This is a genomic window from Mucilaginibacter terrae (genome assembly GCF_031951985.1).
GTDB classification, from domain to species: domain Bacteria; phylum Bacteroidota; class Bacteroidia; order Sphingobacteriales; family Sphingobacteriaceae; genus Mucilaginibacter; species Mucilaginibacter terrae_A.
The window spans coordinates 2,493,366-2,517,023 of sequence record NZ_JAVLVU010000001.1; the positions used below are offsets into that span (position 1 = coordinate 2,493,366).

Annotated in this window: 23 protein-coding genes and 1 pseudogene; 11 read left to right on the forward strand and 13 right to left on the reverse strand. The window is 42.4% G+C overall.

All coding sequences use genetic code 11. The features are described from left to right. The first annotated feature begins 186 nt into the window (after nt 1-186). Nucleotides 187-1,524: a 30S ribosomal protein S12 methylthiotransferase RimO gene (gene rimO, locus QE417_RS10490; protein ID WP_311949773.1), complete on the forward strand. Its 1,338-nt coding sequence runs from the start codon at nt 187-189 to the stop codon at nt 1,522-1,524. 47 nt (nt 1,525-1,571) lie between these two features. After that, entirely contained in the window at nt 1,572-3,173 is a 1,602-nt protein-coding gene (bshC, locus tag QE417_RS10495; RefSeq protein ID WP_311949776.1) for a bacillithiol biosynthesis cysteine-adding enzyme BshC, read from the forward strand. Between the two features lie 71 nt (nt 3,174-3,244). On the opposite strand, the gene QE417_RS10500 is transcribed toward bshC, so the two are convergent. Next, nucleotides 3,245-4,213, reverse strand: a complete 969-nt coding sequence (locus QE417_RS10500) for an NAD-dependent epimerase/dehydratase family protein (RefSeq protein WP_311949779.1) — start codon at nt 4,211-4,213, stop codon at nt 3,245-3,247. A 77-nt stretch (nt 4,214-4,290) separates the two neighbouring features. On the opposite strand from QE417_RS10500, the gene QE417_RS10505 reads away from it, so the two are divergent. Next, nucleotides 4,291-5,475, forward strand: coding sequence for a formimidoylglutamase (locus tag QE417_RS10505; protein WP_311949782.1), 1,185 nt, complete (start codon nt 4,291-4,293; stop codon nt 5,473-5,475). Between the two features lie 34 nt (nt 5,476-5,509). Here the strand turns inward: QE417_RS10505 and QE417_RS10510 are convergent, their stop codons facing one another. From QE417_RS10510 to QE417_RS10535, 6 genes are all read right to left on the reverse strand, one after another. After that, nucleotides 5,510-6,364, reverse strand: coding sequence for a UDP-2,3-diacylglucosamine diphosphatase (locus QE417_RS10510; RefSeq protein WP_311949784.1), 855 nt, complete (start codon nt 6,362-6,364; stop codon nt 5,510-5,512). Between the two features lie 250 nt (nt 6,365-6,614). After that, the gene (locus QE417_RS10515) at nt 6,615-7,136 is read right to left on the reverse strand and encodes a DinB family protein (protein WP_311949787.1); all 522 of its coding nucleotides are present in this window, start codon (nt 7,134-7,136) and stop codon (nt 6,615-6,617) included. A 5-nt stretch (nt 7,137-7,141) separates the two neighbouring features. Then, entirely contained in the window at nt 7,142-7,531 is a 390-nt protein-coding gene (locus QE417_RS10520; protein ID WP_311949789.1) for a DUF1573 domain-containing protein, read from the reverse strand. Beyond that, complete coding sequence (locus QE417_RS10525; RefSeq protein ID WP_311949791.1) at nt 7,528-8,145, reverse strand: hypothetical protein; 618 nt, start codon at nt 8,143-8,145, stop codon at nt 7,528-7,530. Before QE417_RS10525 ends, QE417_RS10520 begins: the two co-directional genes overlap by 4 nt. Nucleotides 8,146-8,440: 295 nt before the next feature. Then, the gene (locus QE417_RS10530; RefSeq protein ID WP_311949793.1) at nt 8,441-9,118 is read right to left on the reverse strand and encodes a bacteriocin fulvocin C-related protein; all 678 of its coding nucleotides are present in this window, start codon (nt 9,116-9,118) and stop codon (nt 8,441-8,443) included. Between the two features lie 54 nt (nt 9,119-9,172). Continuing rightward, complete coding sequence (locus QE417_RS10535; RefSeq protein WP_311949794.1) at nt 9,173-9,868, reverse strand: YjjG family noncanonical pyrimidine nucleotidase; 696 nt, start codon at nt 9,866-9,868, stop codon at nt 9,173-9,175. Between the two features lie 145 nt (nt 9,869-10,013). On the opposite strand from QE417_RS10535, the gene QE417_RS10540 reads away from it, so the two are divergent. Further along, nucleotides 10,014-10,271, forward strand: coding sequence for a hypothetical protein (locus QE417_RS10540; RefSeq protein ID WP_311949796.1), 258 nt, complete (start codon nt 10,014-10,016; stop codon nt 10,269-10,271). Here QE417_RS10540 and upp read toward each other — a convergent pair. Further along, on the reverse strand, nt 10,266-10,910 hold the full coding sequence (gene upp, locus QE417_RS10545; RefSeq protein WP_311949798.1) for a uracil phosphoribosyltransferase: 645 nt from the start codon (nt 10,908-10,910) through the stop codon (nt 10,266-10,268). The two genes, QE417_RS10540 and upp, sit on opposite strands and share 6 nt — an antisense overlap. Nucleotides 10,911-11,067: 157 nt before the next feature. Between upp and uvrB the strand changes: the two genes are divergently transcribed. The 7 genes from uvrB (at nt 11,068) to QE417_RS10580 (ending at nt 17,918) form a co-directional block, all read left to right on the forward strand. Next, nucleotides 11,068-13,089, forward strand: coding sequence for an excinuclease ABC subunit UvrB (gene uvrB, locus QE417_RS10550; RefSeq protein ID WP_311949799.1), 2,022 nt, complete (start codon nt 11,068-11,070; stop codon nt 13,087-13,089). Nucleotides 13,090-13,360: 271 nt separating this feature from the next. Then, on the forward strand, nt 13,361-13,771 hold the full coding sequence (locus QE417_RS10555; RefSeq protein WP_311949801.1) for a DUF4199 domain-containing protein: 411 nt from the start codon (nt 13,361-13,363) through the stop codon (nt 13,769-13,771). Nucleotides 13,772-13,868: 97 nt separating this feature from the next. Then, nucleotides 13,869-14,063 (forward strand): DUF2752 domain-containing protein, encoded by a 195-nt coding sequence (locus tag QE417_RS10560; protein WP_311954640.1) that lies wholly within the window; start codon nt 13,869-13,871, stop codon nt 14,061-14,063. 5 nt (nt 14,064-14,068) lie between these two features. Continuing rightward, on the forward strand, nt 14,069-14,428 hold the full coding sequence (locus QE417_RS10565) for a TM2 domain-containing protein (protein WP_311949802.1): 360 nt from the start codon (nt 14,069-14,071) through the stop codon (nt 14,426-14,428). Nucleotides 14,429-14,537: 109 nt separating this feature from the next. After that, nucleotides 14,538-15,635, forward strand: a complete 1,098-nt coding sequence (locus QE417_RS10570) for a Nif3-like dinuclear metal center hexameric protein (RefSeq protein ID WP_311949803.1) — start codon at nt 14,538-14,540, stop codon at nt 15,633-15,635. Next, nucleotides 15,635-16,378, forward strand: a complete 744-nt coding sequence (locus tag QE417_RS10575) for a zinc ribbon domain-containing protein (protein WP_311949805.1) — start codon at nt 15,635-15,637, stop codon at nt 16,376-16,378. Before QE417_RS10570 ends, QE417_RS10575 begins: the two co-directional genes overlap by 1 nt. Before the next feature lie 58 nt (nt 16,379-16,436). After that, nucleotides 16,437-17,918: a tetratricopeptide repeat protein gene (locus tag QE417_RS10580; protein ID WP_311949807.1), complete on the forward strand. Its 1,482-nt coding sequence runs from the start codon at nt 16,437-16,439 to the stop codon at nt 17,916-17,918. Between the two features lie 157 nt (nt 17,919-18,075). On the opposite strand, the pseudogene QE417_RS10585 reads toward QE417_RS10580, so the two are convergent. The 5 genes and pseudogenes from QE417_RS10585 to secG form a co-directional block, all read right to left on the reverse strand. Further along, a pseudogene (locus QE417_RS10585) lies at nt 18,076-19,504 on the reverse strand (L-serine ammonia-lyase). A gap of 397 nt (nt 19,505-19,901) precedes the next feature. Continuing rightward, entirely contained in the window at nt 19,902-20,723 is an 822-nt protein-coding gene (locus tag QE417_RS10590; RefSeq protein ID WP_311949809.1) for a mechanosensitive ion channel family protein, read from the reverse strand. A gap of 355 nt (nt 20,724-21,078) precedes the next feature. After that, nucleotides 21,079-22,713, reverse strand: coding sequence for a chaperonin GroEL (groL, locus tag QE417_RS10595; protein ID WP_311949811.1), 1,635 nt, complete (start codon nt 22,711-22,713; stop codon nt 21,079-21,081). 81 nt (nt 22,714-22,794) lie between these two features. Next, the gene (locus QE417_RS10600) at nt 22,795-23,070 is read right to left on the reverse strand and encodes a co-chaperone GroES (protein ID WP_157540049.1); all 276 of its coding nucleotides are present in this window, start codon (nt 23,068-23,070) and stop codon (nt 22,795-22,797) included. Between the two features lie 231 nt (nt 23,071-23,301). Further along, the gene (gene secG, locus QE417_RS10605) at nt 23,302-23,652 is read right to left on the reverse strand and encodes a preprotein translocase subunit SecG (RefSeq protein ID WP_311949814.1); all 351 of its coding nucleotides are present in this window, start codon (nt 23,650-23,652) and stop codon (nt 23,302-23,304) included. Nucleotides 23,653-23,658 lie beyond the last annotated feature (6 nt).

Consider the following 23,658-nt stretch of genomic DNA (forward strand, 5'->3'; position numbering starts at 1 on the left):
TCCGCCTGAGGCGGAAGGGCTTAAATAAAAGATAGGTTCTAAAAGTCTTCCGCCTCAGGCGGAGAGATTTAGAGGGGGCTTAAAAAAAATGTCATTGCGAGGTACGAAGCAATCCCTGCGCTTGACAAAAATGTTCAGAGATTGCTTCGTTCCTCGCAATGACGCGATGGGAAAAGATAAGTGTAAATGAAGACCAAGATTGCAAAGCAACCACCCATACTAACCGCCAAGCCCCGTGTTAACGTGGTTACTTTGGGCTGCTCAAAAAACATATACGATTCGGAAGTACTGATGGGTCAGCTTAAAGGCAACCTGTTTGATGTGGTACACGAGGCCGAAAGCGTGAACAGTAACGACATCATCGTGATTAATACCTGCGGCTTTATTGATAATGCCAAGCAGGAATCCATCGATACCATATTGCAGTACAGCGAACTTAAAGAGCAGGGCAAGGTGGGCAAGATAATTGTAACCGGCTGCCTTTCTGAACGCTACAAGCCCGAACTGGAAGCCGAAATTACGAACGTGGATGCTTACTTTGGTACTAATGATTTGCAAGGAATTTTGCAAAGTGTTGGCGCTAATTATAAATACGAATTACTGGGCGAGCGTATGCTCACCACGCCATCGCACTTTGCTTATTTTAAAATTGCGGAGGGCTGTAACCGCCCGTGCTCATTTTGTGCTATCCCGTTGATGCGTGGCAAGCATGTAAGCACCCCGATGGAAGATTTGGTTAATCAGGCTAAAAGCCTGGCTAAGCAAGGCACTAAAGAACTGATCCTTATTGCGCAGGACCTGACCTATTATGGCCTCGACCTATACGGCAAACGTAACTTAGATGAGTTATTACGCCGTTTAAGTGATGTAGATGGCATTGAGTGGATCCGTTTGCAGTACGCTTACCCTTCGGGCTTCCCGATGGAAATATTGGATGCCATGAACGAGCGTAGCAACATATGCAAATACCTTGATATGCCATTGCAGCACATTAGCGACAATATGCTGAAATCGATGCGCCGTGGTACCACCAAGCAAAAAACTATTGACCTGGTGAATCAAATTCGTGATAAGGTTCCGGGTATTGCCATGCGCACCACGCTTATTACCGGTTACCCCGGCGAAACCCTACAGGATTTTGAGGAGATGTATGATTGGGTGGAAGAAACCCGTTTTGACCGTTTGGGATGCTTTACGTACTCGCACGAGGAAAAAACTCATGCACACAGCTTAATTGACGATGTGCCCGAGGAAACCAAGCAAGAGCGTGTAGATGCCATAATGGAACTGCAACAAGGCATATCGTACGAAAAAAACCAGGAAAAGATAGGCAATACCTATAAAGTACTCATCGATAAAATTGACGGCGGCTATTTAACCGGTCGTACAGAATACGACTCGCCCGAAGTTGATAACGAAGTTTTAATTGATGCCACCCAACAATATGCCACCGTTGGCAGTTTTGTAAATGTAAAGATCGATAGTGCCGAGGACTTTGATCTTTATGGACAAATTGTAAAATAAAATCAGCACATGGAAGCATTTTCAATAATGCTTCTACATTTGACGCTATGGACGCTACCTGTATTGATTATCATGAAACCGGATTCTTCTCCAAAACAGTAACCGATTATTTGGAGAATGTGCCCGAGCTTAAATCATTTTACAGTTACCGTCCCGATTTAAAAGGATTTCACGAACTGCTGGAAAACAAGCAGGTGCACGCCAACCGTGCTTTGCTTGCCGAAGTATTAAACGAGCAGTATAGCAAACCCGGCGCGCCCGAAGTGCCCTTTGTTCAGGTTGTAAAAAACAACATTGAGCTATTAAAAGCCGACAACACTTTTACCATCACCACCGGTCACCAGCTGAATGTGTTTACCGGTCCGCTTTATTTTTTGTATAAGATAGTAACCGCTATTAAGCTATCGACGCAATTGAAAGACGCGTTCCCTGATAAGAACTTTGTACCCGTTTACTGGATGGCATCTGAGGATCATGATTTTGCTGAAATAAACTACACCAACATAGGCGGCAAAAAAATTCAGTGGAACGAGGAAGTTAGCGGTGCCACCGGACGGTTAAATATCAAAGCTTTCCGCAATTGCCTCATACAATATAAAGGTATTTTAGGTTTAGATGGACATGCCACCGAGCTGGCCCAAATTGTAGAAACCGCCTACGGCCAACACCAAACCCTGGCAGATGCCATGCGTTATTTGGTTAACGCGCTATTTGGCCAGTATGGCTTGGTAGTTATTGATGCCGACGATAGCAGGCTAAAACAGCACTTTGCCGGTATCATTAAACAAGACATTATTGAACAAAATAGCTTTAAGTATATTACCGAAAGCAATGCCAAGCTACAAACCCTGGGTGTACATACCCAGGTGAATCCCCGCGAAATAAACTTCTTTTACTTACAGGATAACCTGCGCGAGCGCATTGTTCAGGAAGGCGAACAGTTTCATGTGTTAAACACTGACATTCGCTTTAGCAAAGTACAGCTGGAGCAGGAGATAGATACCACCCCCGAACGCTTTAGCCCTAATGTGGTGATGCGTCCGTTGTACCAGGAATATATTTTACCTAACCTTGCCTATATTGGCGGAGGTGCCGAGATAGTTTACTGGCTTCAACTCAAAGCCAACTTTGATCATTATGGCGTTACGTTCCCTATTCTTATCCTGCGCAATTCGGGATTGGTGATACGTAAGGAAACCACGGCCAAGATCAATAAAATGGAATTAAAGGCACCCCAGTTGTTTAAGGATGCCGATGCTATTAAAAACGATTGGGTAAAGAAACACACCCAGCACGAGCTTTCTCTCAAGGATGAGTGGCGCGAACTACAGTGCATTTTCGAAAAAATGAAACTGCGCGCGCATAAGATCGACCCTACCCTATCGCCCTCAACCAGTGCTGTGCAGGCCCGCTTAAAACATGCCATCGATAACCTCGAACGCAAACTGGTAAAAGCCGAAAAACGTAACCATGAAACCTCGTTACGCCAGATAGATGCTATTAAAGCCGAAATATTCCCAAAAAACAGCTTACAGGAACGCTCAGAAAACTTTGGTTTATACTATGTAAAATGGGGGCAGGTATTTATTGATGAGTTGATACGCAACTTTGAACCGCTGGAGTTTAAGTTTACGGTATTATCGGAATAAATACCCTCATTATATTTGGTACTGCTGTAATTTATTTAGAATGAAGCCTGCGCTCCGATGCGCTTATAGCGCTATTTTTTTAACGCCTCGCAAATCTCTTCAATGGTTTGCTTTACCGGTTTAAACTCAATGTTTACTGCCTTTTTTAGCTTGCTATTATCATAGTTTTGTTCAACCGAACCTGCCTGGGCGGCAATTTTATCTAATGATGGATCTTTGCCGGTTATAGCGGCTACCACAGCTGCACCACGCCAGGCCAGTTCCAGCATCCAGGGCTTGGCTTCGGCGCTTGGAGGGGTTACTCCAAAACAGCGGGCAGCCGTTTCAAACAGGTCTTTGTATTTCCAGTTTTCAGCATTAATGATGAAACGCTCGGCGGTAATATCACTGTTCATCAGTGCAATGGCACATTTGGCTACATCTTCCACATCAACCAGTCCGCAACTGCCACTGCTATAATATTTAATGCCGCCGCGTATAGTTTCAAATATTTTACCACTACCTTGGGTACCGGCTGCCGCTCCAATTATAACCGATGGGTTAATAATTACAGCATCCAAACCCTCGGCAATACCGCGCCAAACTTCCATTTCGCTTTCCAGTTTGGAAATCGCATACACGTTATTAACGGGCGTTTCCTCAATGTGATTCTTCTCGGTGATGAGCAAACCAGGTTTGGCCGTACCCACAGCGGCAATAGAGCTTACATGCAGCAAGCGCACATTGTTTTCCATACACAGGTTTACCACATTAGCCGTGCCTGCAACATTGGTGGCTATCATCGGTTCCTTATCGGCCTGTTTAAATGATACCCAGGCAGCACAATGGTAAACTTTTGTTACGCCTTCAAAGGCATCGGCCAGTATAGGCTCTTCCAGTATGTCGGCATCACGCCAGTCAATGAGTACACCATATGGCTTCAACACCTCCGGAATAACTGACGAGCTGCGCTTTATACAACGTACAGGCACATTTTGCTGCACTAACTGCAAGGCCAATGTTGAGCCTAAAAAACCTGTTGCGCCGGTAACCAGAATCATTTACTATGGGTAGTTTTTTATAAAAACAGCGCAATTTAATTTAAAAAATGGATATTTGCCCCTTTGTAAGTACGGATATGTCATTAGCAGATTTCTTTACCCCGGTTGATTTGGATAAACTAAAACCTGCTCAAGGTTACCGTACCAGCCAGTTAGGCAGTAAGATAGAAACTTATGCCAGCAATTTTCCCGACCTTGAATATAAACCCCATCTGGTAATTTTTGGCGTACTGGACGACCGCAATGCCGTGAACAACCCAGGCTGTGCTTTAGGCCCCGATTACGTGCGCGAACAACTATATAATCTTTACGAGGGAGGCTACAATACCAAAATTTTCGATCTGGGCAATATTCGCCAGGGCGCCAGCATAAACGACACTTACTTTGCCGTTAAAACTGTGGTAGCCGAACTGGTTAAACAAGATATAATGGTAGTGATTTTAGGTGGCGGACAGGACCTCACCTATGCCCAATATCTTGCCTACGAGGAAATGGAGCAAAAGGTAGACCTGGTGGTTATCGACTCGCACTTTGATTTGGATGAGCAGGCCGATATGGAGCAGGAGGATGTTACAACATCACAATCGTACCTCAATAAAATATTTTTGCACCAGCCCAATTATCTGTTCAACTTTAGCAACATAGGGCATCAAACTTACTTTGTGAGTCAGGAAAGCCTGAGGGTAATGGAAAACCTGTTTTTTGATGTACACCGTTTGGGCGAAGTAATGGGTAACGCAAGCGTATCAGAGCCTGTTATACGCAACGCTAACATGATAAGCTTCGATATGGGTGCTATCCGTTCATCAGATGCTGCAGCCAATGCAAACGCAACCCCTAATGGTTTTTATGGCGAAGAAGCATGCCAGATGTGCCGATATGCCGGTTTTAATGATAAGTTGAGTTCGATTGGTTTTTACGAGTTTAATCCGGCCTATGATAATAATGGCCAAACCGCCCTGCTACTGGCCGAAATGGTTTGGTATTTTATTGATGGCTTTTATAACCGCAAAAAAGATTTCCCGCTTCAGCCCAAATCACAGTACATGGTATATAAAACCACATTAAAGCACGAGGAGCACGAAATAGTATTTATAAAAAGCAAAAAAACCGATCGTTGGTGGATGCAGGTACCCTATCCTACCGGAGGTTCATTAAACGAACGTTACCATATGGTGCCCTGCCGTTACGAAGATTATACAACGGCCATTAACGGCGAAATGCCCGACTTATGGTGGCGAACCTTCCAAAAGTTGGCATAATATTAAGAAGTGTTATAATTGAAAATGGAGGTGCTTAATGCGTTTCTATCTTAAATTTCTCAAGCAATACTTTTACATCCATACTTGATTGAAGTTCTTCGCTATCGGCTTTATCTTCTTCATCGGGTTCAGTATTAAAATCGGCGGGATTGTATTTAAATATAGTCCAGCCGCCGTTAACATATTCCAAAGCTGTAAGGCTTTCTACCCAATCGCCCGAGTTTAAATATAAAACAGAGCCGGAATTATCAGTGGCCCGTATCTCGCGTATATCTGCGTGGTGTATGTGGCCGCAAATTACGTAATCGTATTGCTTATCCACGGCCAGGTCGGCGGCGGTTTGTTCAAAGTGGTTTATAAACTTAACGGCTTCTTTTACTTTACCTTTTATTTTTTGCGAGAAACTCATTTTTTGCTTCCCAAATGCGGTAAGAAACCAGTTGACCATACTGTTTAATATGATTAAGGTATCATACCCGATAGCTCCCAATTTGGCCAGCCATTTTGAATGCTGCATGGTAACGTCAAACACATCACCATGAAAAATCCAGGCCTTTTTATGGTCAACCTCTAATACCATTTTATTGAGGAGTTGAAACTTGCCCAGGTTAAAATCGGCAAACTTGCGCAACATTTCATCGTGGTTGCCTGTGAGGTAATAAACCGGAATACCTTCGGTAACAAACTTGAGAATGCGACGCACCACTTTCATGTGAGCTTCGGGCCAGTATGATTTACTGAACTGCCACACATCAATAATATCACCGTTTAGGATTACTTGTTTGGGGCGGATGCTTTTTAAATAGCGCAAAAGTTCTTTGGCGTGGCAACCATAGGTGCCTAAATGCACATCCGAAATAACTACAATATCAACGTCGCGTTTCGCCATCTGGTTAAAAAGCGTAAAACGTTATTGCCGCCCAGGGGCAGTAAATATGAAGCTTAACTATTATAGCTGGCTGTTACTCGTCTTCATCGTCCTCGTTTACGCTCAGCTCATAGGGGCTAAAGTAAAACGCGGCAACTAACAAAAGTAATCCGGCAACTATCAGGTATGGAAACTCGATATTCATAATAACAGGATAAAAGTCAGGTTAAAAAATTATTTTAACGTTAAGACTATATTAAATCTCAAATAGTTACCCCTGTGGAAAACTATTTTTAATCCTGTTCAACTGCTTTACATGGTGTTGTAAATGTATGCGTATAAATTTAAGCCATTGTTTGGCATTAAGCATACCTAAGCTGGGGTGGCTTATTTTATAATCGTTGGGCGCATTGTACACTGTGGGCCATATATCATCCAGCCGTTTCCGCATTTTGATAATAAGGTTGCGGGCTTCTTCTTTAGTAATATTTTTAGTGAGATTGGCAACCGTTTCAGGCGTTTTACGTTTTCCGGGGAAACGGCCTAATAAAAACACCATTGCACCCGTCCAATTTAAGCCCTTAGCTGTGCTAACACCCGTTTTATTGCAGCATCGTTCGGCTGCTACATACGAAGCCAGGCTGACTTGCATAATGTGCGAGTATACTTCGGCATAACTCCAGCCGCCTAAGGGTGGAGTAACGTTAAACTGCTCATCGGGTATTTGATCGAGCAGGTGGCGGTAATTATCAAGCGCAGCTATAATAGCTTTATGTTCATTAGCAAGGTTCATGGGCATTAATCAACCATCATTTTTATGATTAACGTATGTAAGCGGGGTTCTGTGTTGCTATGTACCACAATTTGTCGTTCAAACCTGCCTTTTATGTGTATAACCTTAGGGTTAACCTTTACTTCAATAATGCCGCTATCGCCTGCGGCAACAGGTTTTTTGGTATACGAGGCTATGGTGCACGAGCAATCTGAAGCTACGTTAATTACCTTTAATGGCTTACCGCCTGTATTTGTAAAGCTAAACCTGGCGGCAACGGGTGTTTGCCGTTTATTAATATTACCTATATCAACCGTTTTTTGTGCAAATTGTATAATTGGCACATCGGGTTTGGTGGAGCATCCGGCAAAAACCACTGCTACAAATGCCCATATCAATAAGAGCAATTTTTTCATTTTTTTAGAAGTTCGAGCGTTTGCTGCTCATAGGTGTTGGCATCAAACTCGTAAAAGCTTTGTTGCTCACGTAGTAATTTAAACCCCGGCGATAACATAATTTCACTGGGGTATTTATTTATATCCAATTTTTTGAGCAAATCCTCGTCATACAAATAAGCGTAAATAATTTTATCGGCTTTATCATGCTTCAGTTTCGATTTAAACTCATCAAAAGTTTCCATGCCCGAATTGGCTACATAAACCAAATTAAGATTAGCGGGTATTTTATGCGCAAATTTTTCCAAATACAGCAGCTTTATTTGACAAGGCGCACTGGTGTAGGTACTAAAATTAAAAACATAAAATTTATTGCCAGAGAGCACTAATTTACGTCCGTTAGTATCAATAAGTTTTTTTGACAGTGCTTTTAAAAGCTCGTTCTTGGGGTCGTTAATCGAAATGCTTTCAATGTGTTTGTCTTCAATTCCGGCAGCCGACTGCTTAAAGGCAATAAGAAATATGATATATAGAAACACAGTTGAGGCAATATATACCCCGACTTTTTTTATTAATTTAAAATCCAGCGAGAGATAGGCAATAATTTCGGCTGAAATAACTACCAGTGTTTGCAATGGAAAATTATACGGATAGAGCGTTTGCCGGTTTACATAGAGAGCTTTAATAGTTAGTGCAACAACCGGCAAAAAAACAAGCAACAACACAACCGGCTCATTTAATTTCTTGCTACTGAAAGTTAATAATAAAGAGGCTGTTACAAAATACAATAAAAATGTGACCTGAAATATTATAATCCTGCTTGTTAAAACTCCACTTGCAGCCTGATACTGATTAACACCAGCTATAACACATGCGACAAACAGAATTAAAAATATAAGTAATAGCTTTTTCAGTATCACAGTATATGTATCACGGTTTACTATCTTCTATTTCGGTTTGCCCTACTATTACCTTTGAGCATGCTCCATTGCATTCATAAACCAGGAATGTACCACAGTTACCATGTGAAGTGCAGGTAAGACCCATACAATCGCCCTGGCTGCCACACCAATCGCTTTGCTGGCTGCAGCCGCAGGTCCATTCAGTGGATTCTTTATATTTTAAAGCTTGAGTGGCAGCATCTGTAACGCCTATTTGAAAATAGTCTTCTTTGTTAAAGGGAATAATATCAGTGATCAGATATTTGAGCTGCTCTTCAGTAAAAACCTTTTGAGCTTTAACCTTCCAATCTTCAAATGATGAGGTAAGGCCGTACCGCTCGGTTTTACTGGTAAACAAACTTAAACCAAGCATAGCATTTGCTTGCTTAAACAATTTAAGCTGTGCATCATTTAACACACCCGATTGAATGATGGCTTTATTACGCTGTGCCCAAACGGTGTAACGCTCAAAATCATTTAAGATATTGGAGTAGGCCGCTTTACGTTCTGAATAGGTCTTTAAACTTGTAACCTCGCTTATAAGCTTATTGTCTACAGATGATTGTGTGGTAACCTCCTCGGCAGAAGTATTGCCTTGTTCTTTTTTACAAGAAATAAATGCGCACAATAATGCACAAATTGTGATAGTGAGTAGATTTTTTTTCATGACCAAGAAATGTAATTATTGGTTAAGATAAATGTATAATATATTTACCATATATCATAACAAGTTGATCAATTCATTCAAACTGAAAATTTGCACCGGAACACCAGTTGGCTTGTTGGCTTTCAGCGGGTTAAAGTAAATAGCATCTATACCAAAATTAAGCGCTCCATATACGTCGGCTTCAAGGCTATCGCCTATCATAATACTTTCTTCTTTTTTAGCGCCGCTTAACTGTAACGCATATTCAAAAATAGCTTTATCGGGCTTATTTACCCCCACCAGTTCGCTTATTATAATATTATCGAAATACTGCGCTAAACCTGTACCTGCAATTTTACGCCTGGTTGCGCTTTCAAAACCGTTTGATATGATGTGCAATGTATATTTAGATTGCAGGTAAGCCAGCGTTTCGTGTGCATGCGGAAACAGGTTGGTTTTGGTAGGACAAAGCTCTACGTAAGCATCTTCAAATGTTACCGGTATTACATCGGGGTGCAAACCCATATCCATAAACGTTTTACGGAAACGGGTTTGGCGTAAAGTTTCTTTATCAATTTTACCCAAATGATAATCGGCCCATAGGGCATGATTGTTACGGGTATATGTAGCTATAAATTCAACTGCCGAAGCTATACCCAGCGCTTCGAGTTCATGCAGCACAAACAATTCATGCAGGGTTTCTTCGGCATTACGGTCAAAATCCCAGATGGTGTGGTCGAGGTCGAAGAAGATGTTTGTGTAGCGCTTCATTGTTATTATTGCAGATGTGCAAATATGCGGATGTGCAAATGAATTTAAAAGCGACACTTGTAATGAGTAACACACACATGTTGTTAACTTTATTAAATCTATTCAAATTCAGCGTTGTTAACCAGTGAACTAAATAGGATATGTTATGATATTTTCGAAACATAAAAAAGCAAAAATGCTTGGTGTTAAAGCGGCAGGTGCCGCAGCAATAGGTGCCTCGGCTATTGGGGCATCAGCCTTAGGGGCATTTGCACTCGGAGCACTATCGGTTGGAGCCGTGGCCATTGGTGCTTTAGCCATAGGTAGGGTAGCCATAAAACGCATGGTTATAAAGGACTTGCAGGTTGGCAAACTAACCGTTGATAAATTGGTGGTAAAAGAAGGCGGCCCTCAACCCTTATAATTTTTCGCCAAAGGCTAAATCGCCCGCATCGCCCAGGCCGGGTACGATGTACGATTTGGTGGTCATTTCTTCATCAACAGCACCTATCCACAAACTGGCCATAGGCAGGTTTGCGCGTAAGTGTTCAACCCCTTCGGTGCTGGCTATAACGGCAGCAATATGCAGTGCTTCAATGTTATACTGGGCTAAAATTTCTTTACAAACCTGTACCACACTTTGCCCTGTGGCCAGCATCGTATCGCATAAAATAAAGGTTTTACCTTCCAAATCAGGGCTTGATATGTGCTCAATATCAATTACAAAGCTGCCGTTCTTTTTAGTTTTACGATGCGCGGTGATAAATGCCGACGATGCCTGATCAAACACATTCATAAAACCCTGATGAAACGGTAGACCCGCCCGCAGTATGGTACCCAGCACGGGCTGCTCAACAGGTACATTAACCTGCGCAATGCCCAGCGGGGTTTGCACCTCGGCATTAATGTATTTAAGTTGTTTACTTATTTCGTAAGCCAGCGCCTCACCAATACGCTCCTGGTTACGCCTGAAACGCATGCGGTCGGTTTGCACTTCTGCATCACGCAGTTCGGCCAGGTACTGGTTGCAAATGGTATTGGTTTGATTGAGTATAAACAGCATAGGCATCAATTAATTTAGGGTAGCGATGTGGTTTGTAAATAAACTATTTATCATGAATAAACGTTTGCTCTAAGATGTTAATTTTTTTACCTGCGTACAACACTTGCACAAGGTAAACCACCTGCAATTGCTAAAATTCTTCGTATCTTTATATTTCATGGATTTTAAAATTAATTCGCATTATATACCATCCGGCGATCAGCCTAATGCCATTAAACAATTGGTTGAGGGCGTTGAGAGTGGCGAAAACTACCAAACCCTTTTGGGGGTGACAGGCTCGGGCAAAACATTCTCAATTGCTAACGTAATTGAGCAAACTCAAAAGCCAACGCTCATACTAAGCCATAATAAAACACTGGCTGCCCAGCTGTACGGCGAGTTTAAGCAATTCTTCCCCGAAAACGCGGTGAACTACTTTGTATCGTATTACGATTATTATCAGCCCGAGGCGTTTATAGCTTCATCTAACACTTATATTGAAAAAGACCTGCAAATAAACGAGGAGATCGAAAAACTGCGTTTGCGCACCACATCGTCGTTAATGTCGGGACGGAGGGATGTGATCGTGGTATCGTCTATTTCGTGTATTTACGGTATGGGTAACCCCGAGGATTTTACCAACTCCATATTCAAATTTGCGGTGGGCACACGCATTAGCCGTAACGCTTTTTTACACCGCCTGGTTGAGATTTTATATGCCCGTACCACAGCCGATTTTAAACGTGGAACATTCCGCGTTAAGGGCGACACGGTTGATATTTACCCGGCTTATCTCGATTATGCTTATCGTATAATTTTTTATGGCGACGATATTGAGGAGCTAAGCAGTTTTGATCCCCAAACCGGTAAAACTCTTGAAAAAATGCCTAATATGGTACTGTTTCCGGCCACGCTTTATGTAGCGCCACGCGACAGGTTTACCAGCAGCATTTGGGCCATACAAGAAGAGTTGGAAATGCGCAAGCAGCAATTCATAGATGAAAAACGTTTCCTCGAAGCTAAACGGCTTGAAGAACGGGTTAATTATGATTTGGAGATGATACGCGAATTGGGCTATTGCTCTGGCATCGAAAATTATTCGCGCTTTTTTGACGGCCGTAAGCCTGGCATGCGCCCGTTCTGTTTGCTGGATTATTTTCCGGATGATTACCTAATGGTAATTGACGAGAGCCACGTAACCGTACCACAGGTACGCGCCATGTACGGTGGCGATAGGTCGCGTAAAATATCATTAGTGGAATATGGCTTCCGCTTACCGGCGGCAATGGATAACCGCCCGCTAAACTTTGAGGAGTTTGAACGCCTTGCCCCGCAAACCATTTATGTGAGCGCAACGCCCGGCGATTTTGAACTGGAGAAATCGGGCGGTGTGGTTGTAGAGCAGGTAATTCGTCCAACTGGGTTATTAGACCCCGTTATTGAGATACGCCCAATTATTAACCAGGTTGATGATTTGCTGGATGAGGTAGATAAAACCATTAAAATAGGCGACCGTATACTGGTAACCACGCTTACCAAACGCATGGCCGAAGAACTGGCCAAATATATGGACCGTTTAGGTATCAAATGCCGCTACATACACTCCGAGGTAAAAACGTTAGAGCGCGTAGAAATACTCCGCGGTTTGCGTTTAGGCGAGTTTGACGTACTGATAGGCATCAACTTATTGCGCGAAGGCCTGGATTTGCCCGAAGTATCATTAGTAGCCATTTTGGATGCTGATAAGGAAGGCTTCCTACGGTCGGAACGTTCGTTGATACAAACCATAGGCCGTGCCGCCCGTAACGATCGTGGCCGGGTAATTATGTATGCCGATACCATTACCGAAAGCATGCGCGTAACTATTGATGAAACCAACCGTCGCCGCGAAAAACAAATACTATACAACACAGAGCACGGTATTACTCCAAAAACCGTCGGAAAATCGAAAGAGGCCATTATTGAGCAAACCTCGGTGATGGACTTTAAAGGTGGTATTCAACGCGCTTACGTTGAGGCTGACGAAATTTCGGTAGCTGCTGACCCTATCGTGCAGTACATGAGCAAACCGGAATTGAAAAAAGCTATTGAAAATACCAAGAAAGACATGATGGCCGCCGCCAAAGACATGGACTTTTTACAGGCTGCCAAACTGCGTGATGAAATGTTTGCACTGGAAAAGATGCTGAGCGAGAAGTAATTTTCTTGATTTCGGATTTCGGATGGTCAATTTAGAATTTATGTCTGATGATACAATTCTTTTGTCATTCCGAGGTAGGAGGAATCTTTTCGAGGCGGTTAGCTTGTAAACACGAAAAGATTTCTCACTATCGTTCGAAATGACAGGAATAATAGATGAGCATTCTGCAAATTCTTTAATTCAGTAAATTCTGATCTCAAACAAATACGCCGCAATAACGCTTTTATGATTATAATTTGATAATAAACCATCAACTATAACCATAAATACTATGAAAAACGCATTTCAATCAGGATTAATTATAGGAATATTAAGCGGCTTATGGCTATTTATTATGCGCCGGGCAGGCTATACCACCTTTAACGACCAGGTTTCACCTATTGAATATATTTCTATCAGCATACCTATAATCGGCGTATTCTTAGGCCTCAAAGCCTATCGCGACCAGGATTTGGGCGGTAAAATGAGTTTTTTAGAAGGCTTGGTACAAAGCTTTAAAATTTTGCTGGTAGGTGGTATAATTTCAGTGTTTGCAGGTGTAGTTTACGTTAACTACGTAGAGGCCGCAAATAATTTCCGCGATTTTTCGGGCCGTTTATTTGGTGCATTGCTTATAGGAGTGTTATCTTCACTGGCAGCAACATTGCTGTTAATGAACAAATCCAATCACTCTGTTGATTAAATTCCTTCGCAAAAATATAGAATTGATATTTTGGATCGCAGCCATTATTGCTTTGGCTGTTAATAATCCTGCATACAAAGGGCATTTTGCCCTTTGTGTGTTTAAATTGGTTGGCATTACCTGGTGCCCGGGTTGCGGCATTGGGCACTCTATCTCCTGGCTGTTGCATGGCAATCTAACCCAATCCTTTAAAGCGCATTATTTAGGAATTCCTGCATTGGCTGTAATAATTTACCGTGTGTATTGTCTAAGTATATATCAATTGCTTACATTTAAAAAACTTAACCTCTAAACATCATGGATTTTAATTATTTCGCAGCCTTTTCGGGCATCACTCCCGAAGAAGTTTCTTTTTTACAACAGGCCACAGCCGGCCTGGATGAAAACCAGCAACGCCAATTTATTACCCTTTACGGCAGCAAACGCCGTAGCCCTCAAGATATATTATTGTTTACGCTATTAGGCTTTTTAGGCATAGCTGGTGTTCAACGCTTTATAGTTGGCCAAATAGGTATGGGGATCATCTATTTTATTACAGGCGGTTTTTGTGGTATTGGTACCATTGTTGACCTTATTAATCACAAAGATTTAGCTACTGAATATAACAAGCAAATGGCTTACGAGTCAATGCAGATGCTGAAAATGAGAGGGTTTTAACCTCACCTAAATCCTCTCCTTTGGAGAGGACTTAAAAAAATAAGCTTATAATCCTTATAATTATACCAACCAAAGCCCTCTCCTTTGGGGAGGGTTGGGTGGGGTTAATATGAAACTACACGAACTAACATCATACCTCGAAAGCATTGCGCCGCTATCGTACCAGGAAGATTACGACAATTCGGGTCTTATTGTGGGTAACGGCAACCAGGAAATTACGCAGGGGCTTATCTCTTTGGATTGTACCGAAGCTGTGGTTGACGAAGCTATCCGTACAGGATGCGAAGTAATTATATCGCACCACCCTATTGTGTTTAAGGGACTTAAAAAGTTTAACGGTAAAACTTATGTAGAGCGTGTGGTAGAAAAAGCCATTCGCTATAATATTGCATTGTATGCTATTCATACAAATTTAGATAGTGTTATAAACGGTGTCAACGCACGCATAGGGCAAACCTTAGGGCTACAAAACCTGCGCATATTGGCTCCCAAAAACGGCATTTTAAAAAAGCTGGTTACCTATGTACCTTTAAGCCATGCGGCTAAAGTTCGTGAAGCATTGTTTAAGGCAGGTGCCGGGCAAGTGGGCGATTATAGCGAGTGCAGCTTTAACACCGAGGGCATAGGCACCTTTAAAGGAGGCGACGATACCAACCCGTACGTTGGCAATCCGGGCCAGCAACACCAGGAGGCAGAAGTACGTATTGAAACTATTTATCCGGCGCAACTGGAAAGTAAAATACTCATGGCCCTGTTTCTTAACCACCCTTATGAGGAGGTGGCTTACGACTTATATACTTTAACCAATCAACATCAACAGGTAGGTTCGGGGATGATAGGAGAACTGGAAACACCGGTGGGTGAACTTGAATTCTTGAGCCATCTTAAAAGCAAAATGCAGGCTGCCATAATAAGGCATACCGCATTAACGGGTAAAAGCGTTAAAAAGGTGGCTGTTTGCGGCGGCTCGGGAGGGTTTTTACTAAAGCAAGCTATTGCTGCCGGGGCCGATATTTTTGTAACGGCCGACTATAAGTATCATGAGTTTTTTGATGCCGAAGGAAAAATAGTAATTGCCGACATTGGACATTTTGAAAGTGAGCAATTTACGCAGCACTTATTATATGAAATAATACAGAAAAAATTTAGTAACTTTGCCCTCCGTTTAACAGAAATTAATACAAACCCCATAAAATATTTTATTTGATGGAACAAACCGTAGAACAAAAGCTGAAAGCTTTATATGACCTACAAACTATCCACACCAAAATCGACAGAATACGCCAGGTAAGAGGTGAACTGCCTATGGAAGTTGCCGACCTGGAAGATGATGTTGCTGGTCTGGAAACACGCATTCAGAAAATAAAAAGTGAGCTGGATGATTTGGAGGATGATATTGTAACCCGTAAAAATTTAATCCGCGATGCTCAGGCTAACATAAAAAAATATGAAGGTCAGCTTAACGAGGTTAAAAACAACCGCGAGTATGATGCTATCTCTAAAGAGATCGAGATTCAAGGCTTAGATATACAGGTTAGCGAGAAAAAAATCAGAGAATTTGGTTTCGAGATCACCTCAAAAACCCAGATTTATGAAAAAGCGCTTGCCGATTTAGAAGGACGTAAGGCCGACTTAGACGTTAAAAAAGACGAATTAGGCACTATTACTTCTGAAACTGAAAAAGACGAAGCCGAACTAAATGCCCAGGCCGAAACAGCAACTAAAAACATTGAAGAGCGTTTGTTAATTGCTTACAACCGTTTACGTGGCAATGCCAAAAACGGACTTGCTGTGGTAACTATTCAACGTGATTCTTGCTCAGGTTGCTTTAACCAAATTCCGCCTCAGCGCCAGTCAGACATCCGTCAGCGTAAAAAAATCATCGTTTGCGAACATTGCGGTCGTATTTTGGTTGATGAACAAATGGCGCTCGAAGAAGAGCACGCATAATCAGCATTTAATTTATTAAAATGATATAAGGCGCCTGTTACGGGCGCCTTTTTTTGTGATGATCAAACGTATTCTACCTACCGTTATTTCCTTATTCATCGGCTTTAGTAGTTATGCTAATTTTGATGTTAATGCCAATTGTACCCAAGCTTATAAAAACATACTGAGCTTTAAACTCAAAGCCGCCCGCGAGCAAATTGATCGCGAAAAAGCCATGCATCCGCAAAACAGTTTTACTATATTGCTCGATGATTATTACGATTACTTTTGGATGCTGAGCACCGAAAGCAAAACCGATTACGATCGCCTTAAAGACAATAAATCGAAACGCTTAGACAAACTGGAAGACGAAGATAAATCCTCGCCCTATTATAACTTTTCATTAGCACAAGTAAACCTGCACTGGGCCTTACTACATGCCCGCTTTGGCGATAATAGCGCAGCAGGATTTGCTATTAAACGTGCCTATAGTCAGTTGAACGATAATCAAAAGAAATTTCCCACGTTTTTGCCTGATGATATTCCGTTGGGTATGGTAAACGTGGCATTGGGCGCCCTACCCGATGGTGCATTAAAAAGCGTGCTTAACCTGTTTGGCATAAAGGGCAGCATTAACACAGGCATAAACTTGCTGCAAAATGTTACGGCACACTTACCACAATCGGCCTATGCCATGTATTACGATGAGGCTGTATTTTATACCACCTATTTACAGACCGATGTAATGAACGATGCCCAGGCCTATCAAAAAATGCTGCAATACACCGCAGCTATGGATAACAGCAGCTTACTTAAAAGCTATATACAAGGTTACATTGCCCTGCGTACCGGCCACAGCGCCGAGGCTATCCGCTATTTTGAAAAAGCCCCCGAGGGTGCCGAGTATCAGCCCTATCCCTACCTTAACTATTTAGCCGGACTGGCCCGAATGAATGTATCTGATAAGGGTGCGGCTAATTACTTTAACAAGTTTTTGCAAACCAATAAAGGCGTAAATTACATTAAAGACGCCTACTTACATTTAGCTTGGGACGCCCTATTAGACGGCAATATTAAACGCTATACAGCCTTTACACAATTGGTAAAAACAAAAGGCTATACCTACAATGAAAAGGACAAACGCGCGCTTACCGAAATTTCCGACCCGCATTATCAACCCGCATTATTACAAGCACGTCTTTGGTTTGATGGTGGACTATATGAGAAAGCTTTAAGTGTGCTTAAAGCAAAAGAAGCTGACACCTTTACAACAGCCCACGACAAAGCCGAATATCATTACCGCTTAGGCCGCATTTATGAAGCACTGCAAAATGACAATAACGCTTTGAGCAGCTACCAGCAAGCCATTAACACCGGCAAAGGCACCAGTTATTATTTTGCGCCTATGTCGGCCCTAAAAGCGGGGAATATTTACGAGCAGCGTAAGGATAGCAGCAAAGCCATAAGCTATTACCGCATGGCTATTGATTTTAAAAATCATCAGCAGGAGAATAGCATTGAGCAAAAAGCCAAAGAAGGGTTGAAGAGATTGAAAAAGTAAGCTCGCAAACTTCTTCTCATTGCCATTCGACCATCGGGTAAAATCTTTTCAAACCGATAAGAAAATCGCTTCAAAAAGATTTCTCGTACCTCGAAATGACAGTGGGTGATTTGCGAACTCTTGGTTCCTGGCTCTTAGTTCTTGTCTCTCTCCTTAATTAGCACTCCGGCAAACTTATCGGGATATTGATAGCCAGCCCACCATCCGAAGTTTCTTTATACTTGGAATTCATATCCAGCGCGGTTTGCCACATGGTTTTCACTACGGCATCGAGGCTTACCTTGGCATTGTCGGGGTTACTTTGCAAGGCCAGTTGCGAAGCCGTGATGGCTTTGATGGCACCCATGGTATTGCGTTCAATGCAGGGTACCTGTACGAGGCCGCCAATAGGATCGCAGGTGAGACCGAGGTGATGCTCCATGGCAATTTCGGCAGCCATGAGTACCTGGCGTTGCGAGCCTCCTAAACACTCGGTTAAAGCTGCGGCGGCCATTGCCGATGATACGCCAATTTCGGCCTGGCACCCGCCCATTGCGGCCGATATGGTTGCGCCCTTTTTAAAAATGCTGCCAATTTCAGAAGCGGTTAACACAAACTGAATAATACGATCATCTGTATAACCATCGCAAAAAGCAATATAATACATTAACACAGCCGGAATAACCCCGGCGGCACCATTAGTTGGTGCAGTAACCACACGGCCGAACGAGGCGTTTTCCTCATTTACGGCCAGGGCAAACACAGCTTACCCAATCCAGTATATTCTGAAAGCCCGATCCTGTGGCACGCACCACGTCTACCCACTCGTTAAAATTTTGATAAGTGCGGTCGCCGGTTAGGCGGCGGTTTAGGCCGGCTGCCCTCCGGGCTACGTTCAGTCCTCCGGGTAAATATCCAGTAGTATGGCAGCCACGGTAAATACACTCGCGTATCACCCTAAATATTTGCGTAATACCTTCACGGGTTTTAGCTTCAGGACGCCAGGCCAGTTCGTTTTCCATCACCACCTCAGATATTTTAAGGCCGGTTTTACGGCACCAGTGGAGCAGGTCGTTAGCGGTATCAATTGGGAAGGGTAAATCAACCTCTGTGCTACTATTGCCTTCGGCACCTTCTTTTACCACAAAACCGCCTCCAATAGAATAATAGGTTTCAGATATTGCCTTGCCCGAACTAAGGAATGCCTGAAAAGTTACCGCATTAGGGTGAAAGGGCAGGCTTTGGGTGTAAAGGAAAAGCAGGTCTTCATCGGTATCAAAACTAATATTATGCTGTCCGCCTAAATTTAGTTGATGTGAAGTATGGATGTCTTCAATAGTAGCATCCAGGCGGTCTACCGCAAAGGTTACCGGGTCGTACCCACTAAGGCCAAGCAGGATGGCAATATCAGTGCCGTGGCCTTTGCCGGTTTTTGCCAGCGAGCCGTAAAGCAAAATTTTCACCTGCACTACATCGGTAAACGCACCCTGGTCTTGCAGTACTTTTACAAACTGCTGCGCTGCGCGCCATGGCCCCAACGTGTGCGAACTGGACGGGCCAATGCCTATCTTAAAAATATCAAATACCGAAATCTGCTCTCTTTGCATCCTGATTACAAAGTTATAAATAGCCAACTGTGTTTATCATTCAGCCAAAAATAAAATGGGAGAAAACACGGAAATACGTGACAATAAATCAATTACTCAGGGAAATTCTGAGTAAATATAAGGCAATATAAATCTTATAAACTCCTTCCGGGGGGATTACCGGCACCACAAGCTCTTATTCCCCGTAGGGGATACCTATTTATAGAGCATCATGTCAACATAGAGCATGCTCCGTTAGGAGCTACACTAATTAGGCATACATACAAAGGGTAGTCCCGAAGGGACAAAAAATTACCTTTTCTTTCTATAAACAGGTAGCACCTACGGCGCATATTGTAAGGTTAAAAAAGATAAGGTACACGATAGCCTCAAAGGAGGGGAATCTAAAATGATTCAATCAGGTTCCCGGCAGTTTAACACCGGCAGCTTTTAAGCCATCCATAATGCGCCTGGTAAGGCCCATTTGTGCGGTACCAAATTCAGCCGCCTGCACCCATACCCGCGCTGTATACTTTACACCATCAAATTCAATTTGAAGCACATTGGCCAGCGGTGCAGGTTCGGGCAAAATACCGGGTGTTTGGGTTATCGACTGCTTGATAATGTTCACCACCAGCTCATGATCGGCTACAAAGCCCAATTTAAAGTCAACATCAAGCCGGCGTTTCCCCTCGCGCGATACATTGGTAATTACCTCGTTAAACAATTTTCCGTTTGGAATGATCACTGTTTTATTATCCACGGTTAGCACTACGGTGTAAAAAACCTGGATAGAAGTTACTTTACCATTTTGCCCCTGGGCAATAATATTGTCTCCAATTTCGAATGGTTTAAGGAGTAAGATCATTACCCCGCCGGCAAAATTTTGTAGGGTACCCGAGAGCGCCAAACCTGCCGCTACGGTGGCAGCACTCAAAATGGCAGTGAATATGGTGAGCTCCAGACCCATGATCTCCATCACCACTACCACTAAAATCATGTGGAGGCCGGTTATAGTTAAACTTAAAAAGAATGGCTGTAAAGAAGAATGAATTTGTTTGGTGGCCATACGGCGGGTCATCCATTTACGTAGCTGGCGGATGAGCCATAAGCCTATAAAAAAGAGAATGATGCCTATTACAACTTTGGGGCCGCTTTTAACAACCCATTGGTAGGCGTTATTATATAAAGCGGTAATAGTTGGGGCTGCTTCGGGCTTAGCAATAAGTAATGTAAACATTGAGCTGAAATAATATTCAGCAATGTTACGCTTACGACATTAAACTCACAAATAATTCAGGACCTTTGATCATTACCCATTCAAAAATCCTCGCTCGCAAAACTCTCTTACTTAAGGTCATCTGTTTCATAATTACCCGTATAGTGCAAATGATGTGCCTGCAACAGGTTGTTTGTTTTATTTCATACAAAATTAATATACAACGCTATAAAACGTGTCATTTATTAATCATTTGATTAATAGAATATAACCTATAGAGGTTTTTTGCGTAAACGTAAAGTCACAAAAACAACAAACCCTGTCTGAAAAATCAGACAGGGTTTGTTTGCTATATATTATTTAGTACGTTATGATATTACATCATACCGCCCATGCCGCCCATTGGAGGGGCACCACCACCGGCTTGTGCCTCTTCTGGATCATCAGCTAAAACAACCTCAGTTGTTAATAACATTGATGAAATTGAAGCAGCGTTTTCTAAAGCTACGCGTGATACTTTAGTAGGATCGATAACACCCGCCGCAATTAAATTTTCGTATTTATCGGTACGTGCATTGTAACCAAAGTCGGCAGTACCTTCTTTAACTTTTTGCACCACGATCGAACCTTCGATACCTGCGTTTTCACAGATCTGACGTAATGGTTCTTCAATAGCACGTTTGATGATTTGGATACCGGTTTTCTCGTCTTCGTTAGCACCTTGTAAATCGGCTAATGAAGCAACTGCACGGATGAATGCAACACCACCACCAGCTACGATACCTTCTTCAACGGCAGCGCGGGTTGCGTGTAATGCATCATCAACACGGTCTTTTTTCTCCTTCATTTCAACCTCGGTAGCTGCACCAACATACAATACGGCAACACCACCTGATAATTTAGCTAAACGCTCTTGCAGTTTTTCTTTATCGTAATCAGATGTAGTGGTTTCTATTTGAGCTTTGATCTGGTTAACGCGGGCTTTAATAGTTTCGGCATCACCAAAACCGTTAATTACGGTAGTGTTGTCTTTGTCGATAACGATTTTCTCAGCAGTACCTAAGTAAGATAGGTCGGCGTTTTCCAATTTGTAGCCACGCTCTTCAGAAATTACAGTACCACCGGTTAAGATAGCAATGTCTTCTAACATAGCTTTACGACGATCACCAAAGCCAGGAGCTTTAACAGCAGCCACTTTCAGTGAACCACGGATCTTGTTAACTACCAGAGTAGCTAAAGCCTCACCATCTAAATCTTCAGAGATGATAACCAATGGCTTGCCGGTTTGTACTTGTTTCTCTAAAATTGGAAGCAATTCTTTCATCGAAGAGATCTTTTTATCGTAGATCAGGATGTAAGGATTTTCCAATTCGGCTTCCATTTTATCGGCGTTGGTTACAAAGTACGGAGACAGGTAACCACGGTCAAATTGCATACCTTCAACTGTTCTAACTTCAGTTTCGGTACCTTTTGCTTCTTCAACAGTAATAACACCGTCTTTACCTACTTTACCCATTGCATCGGCAATCAGGGTACCAATAACTTCATCGTTATTAGCCGAGATAGTAGCTACCTGTTTAATTTTGTTATTGTCTTCGCCAACAGCCTGTGATTGCTCTTTAAGGTTAGCAACAACGGCAGCAACGGCTTTGTCAATACCACGTTTTAAATCCATTGGATTTGCACCGGCAGCTACGTTTTTAATACCTGCGGTAACAATAGCCTGAGCTAAAACGGTAGCAGTAGTAGTACCATCACCTGCAATATCAGCAGTTTTTGATGCTACTTCTTTAACCATTTGAGCACCCATGTTTTCCAAAGGATCTTTTAATTCGATTTCTTTAGCTACGGTAACACCATCTTTGGTGATAGCCGGTGAACCGAATTTTTTATCGATAATAACGTTACGGCCTTTAGGTCCTAAAGTTACTTTAACTGCGTTTGCTAATATATCCACACCGCGTTTCAGTGCGTCACGTGCTTCAACGTTGTATTTAACTTGTTTTGCCATTTCTTTTTTAATGAATGTTTTTTTGAATTAGTGAATGAGTGACTGTTTAAGGATTTTCTCCCTCAATCCTTCTATCCTTACTTATAATATTCCGTAGATGTCTGATTCACGCATCATCAGGTATTCTTTACCGTCGATAGTGATCTCGGTACCACCATATTTGCTGTATAAAACTTTATCACCTACTTTAACAGTCATAGGCTCATCTTTTTTACCGTCACCTACAGCTACTACGGTACCTTGTTGAGGTTTTTCTTTAGCAGTGTCAGGAATGAAGATACCAGACGCAGTCTTTTCTTCGGCAGGAGCAGCTTCTACCACTACTCTGTCGCCAATAGGTTTAATGTTTAATGACATATCTTATATTGTATTTAATTGAAATGTTTTGCTTGCATTTACTCACGAATTATGCCAACTGCTAAATAGCCTTGTTTTGCTGTTGTAATGGCAGTTGTTTTAATACGGTTAAAATACATCCCCGAAAATTTGACGGCTTACACCGTTATGACAAATGCCATGATGGCAGATTGCCGTAAAACTAAAAAGGCCCCGCTAATGCAGGGCCTTATGTATATTATGTTAATGTTATTATTTCTTGGTGCTATCAGCAGGTTTAGCCGGTACAGTTAGCGGTGTAGTGCTGGTAACCGGGCCGCTTGGTTTAGAAGCTTTTTGAATTTGCTCCTGCAACTCAGATGATGTGCCACCTGCATTACTGCTTTTTATAGCAACGTTAATAGCTAATGACAATACCATTAAAGTAATAGCCAAGATCCAGGTACCTTTTTCAAGAATATCGCCTGTTTTTTGCACACCCAGTAATTGCGATGAGCTTGAAAAATTTGAAGACAAGCCGCCACCTTTAGGATTTTGCACCAACACAATAATGCCTAATAAAATGCAAACCAGGATAGCAACGATAATTAATACTAAGTACATTTTGTA

Coding starts and splice junctions, on each gene's coding strand:
- QE417_RS10580 (WP_311949807.1), top strand. CDS start 16,437: ATGATCAAACGTATTCTACCTACCGTTATTTCCTTATTCATCGGCTTT.
- QE417_RS10570 (WP_311949803.1), top strand. CDS start 14,538: ATGAAACTACACGAACTAACATCATACCTCGAAAGCATTGCGCCGCTA.
- QE417_RS10575 (WP_311949805.1), top strand. CDS start 15,635: ATGGAACAAACCGTAGAACAAAAGCTGAAAGCTTTATATGACCTACAA.
- groL (WP_311949811.1), bottom strand. CDS start 22,713: ATGGCAAAACAAGTTAAATACAACGTTGAAGCACGTGACGCACTGAAA.
- QE417_RS10600 (WP_157540049.1), bottom strand. CDS start 23,070: ATGTCATTAAACATTAAACCTATTGGCGACAGAGTAGTGGTAGAAGCT.
- secG (WP_311949814.1), bottom strand. CDS start 23,652: ATGTACTTAGTATTAATTATCGTTGCTATCCTGGTTTGCATTTTATTA.
- QE417_RS10540 (WP_311949796.1), top strand. CDS start 10,014: ATGATATTTTCGAAACATAAAAAAGCAAAAATGCTTGGTGTTAAAGCG.
- uvrB (WP_311949799.1), top strand. CDS start 11,068: ATGGATTTTAAAATTAATTCGCATTATATACCATCCGGCGATCAGCCT.
- QE417_RS10510 (WP_311949784.1), bottom strand. CDS start 6,364: ATGGCGAAACGCGACGTTGATATTGTAGTTATTTCGGATGTGCATTTA.
- QE417_RS10505 (WP_311949782.1), top strand. CDS start 4,291: ATGTCATTAGCAGATTTCTTTACCCCGGTTGATTTGGATAAACTAAAA.
- QE417_RS10520 (WP_311949789.1), bottom strand. CDS start 7,531: ATGAAAAAATTGCTCTTATTGATATGGGCATTTGTAGCAGTGGTTTTT.
- bshC (WP_311949776.1), top strand. CDS start 1,572: ATGGACGCTACCTGTATTGATTATCATGAAACCGGATTCTTCTCCAAA.
- QE417_RS10535 (WP_311949794.1), bottom strand. CDS start 9,868: ATGAAGCGCTACACAAACATCTTCTTCGACCTCGACCACACCATCTGG.
- QE417_RS10590 (WP_311949809.1), bottom strand. CDS start 20,723: ATGTTTACATTACTTATTGCTAAGCCCGAAGCAGCCCCAACTATTACC.
- upp (WP_311949798.1), bottom strand. CDS start 10,910: ATGCTGTTTATACTCAATCAAACCAATACCATTTGCAACCAGTACCTG.
- QE417_RS10555 (WP_311949801.1), top strand. CDS start 13,361: ATGAAAAACGCATTTCAATCAGGATTAATTATAGGAATATTAAGCGGC.
- QE417_RS10530 (WP_311949793.1), bottom strand. CDS start 9,118: ATGAAAAAAAATCTACTCACTATCACAATTTGTGCATTATTGTGCGCA.
- QE417_RS10500 (WP_311949779.1), bottom strand. CDS start 4,213: ATGATTCTGGTTACCGGCGCAACAGGTTTTTTAGGCTCAACATTGGCC.
- QE417_RS10515 (WP_311949787.1), bottom strand. CDS start 7,136: ATGAACCTTGCTAATGAACATAAAGCTATTATAGCTGCGCTTGATAAT.
- QE417_RS10565 (WP_311949802.1), top strand. CDS start 14,069: ATGGATTTTAATTATTTCGCAGCCTTTTCGGGCATCACTCCCGAAGAA.
- rimO (WP_311949773.1), top strand. CDS start 187: ATGAAGACCAAGATTGCAAAGCAACCACCCATACTAACCGCCAAGCCC.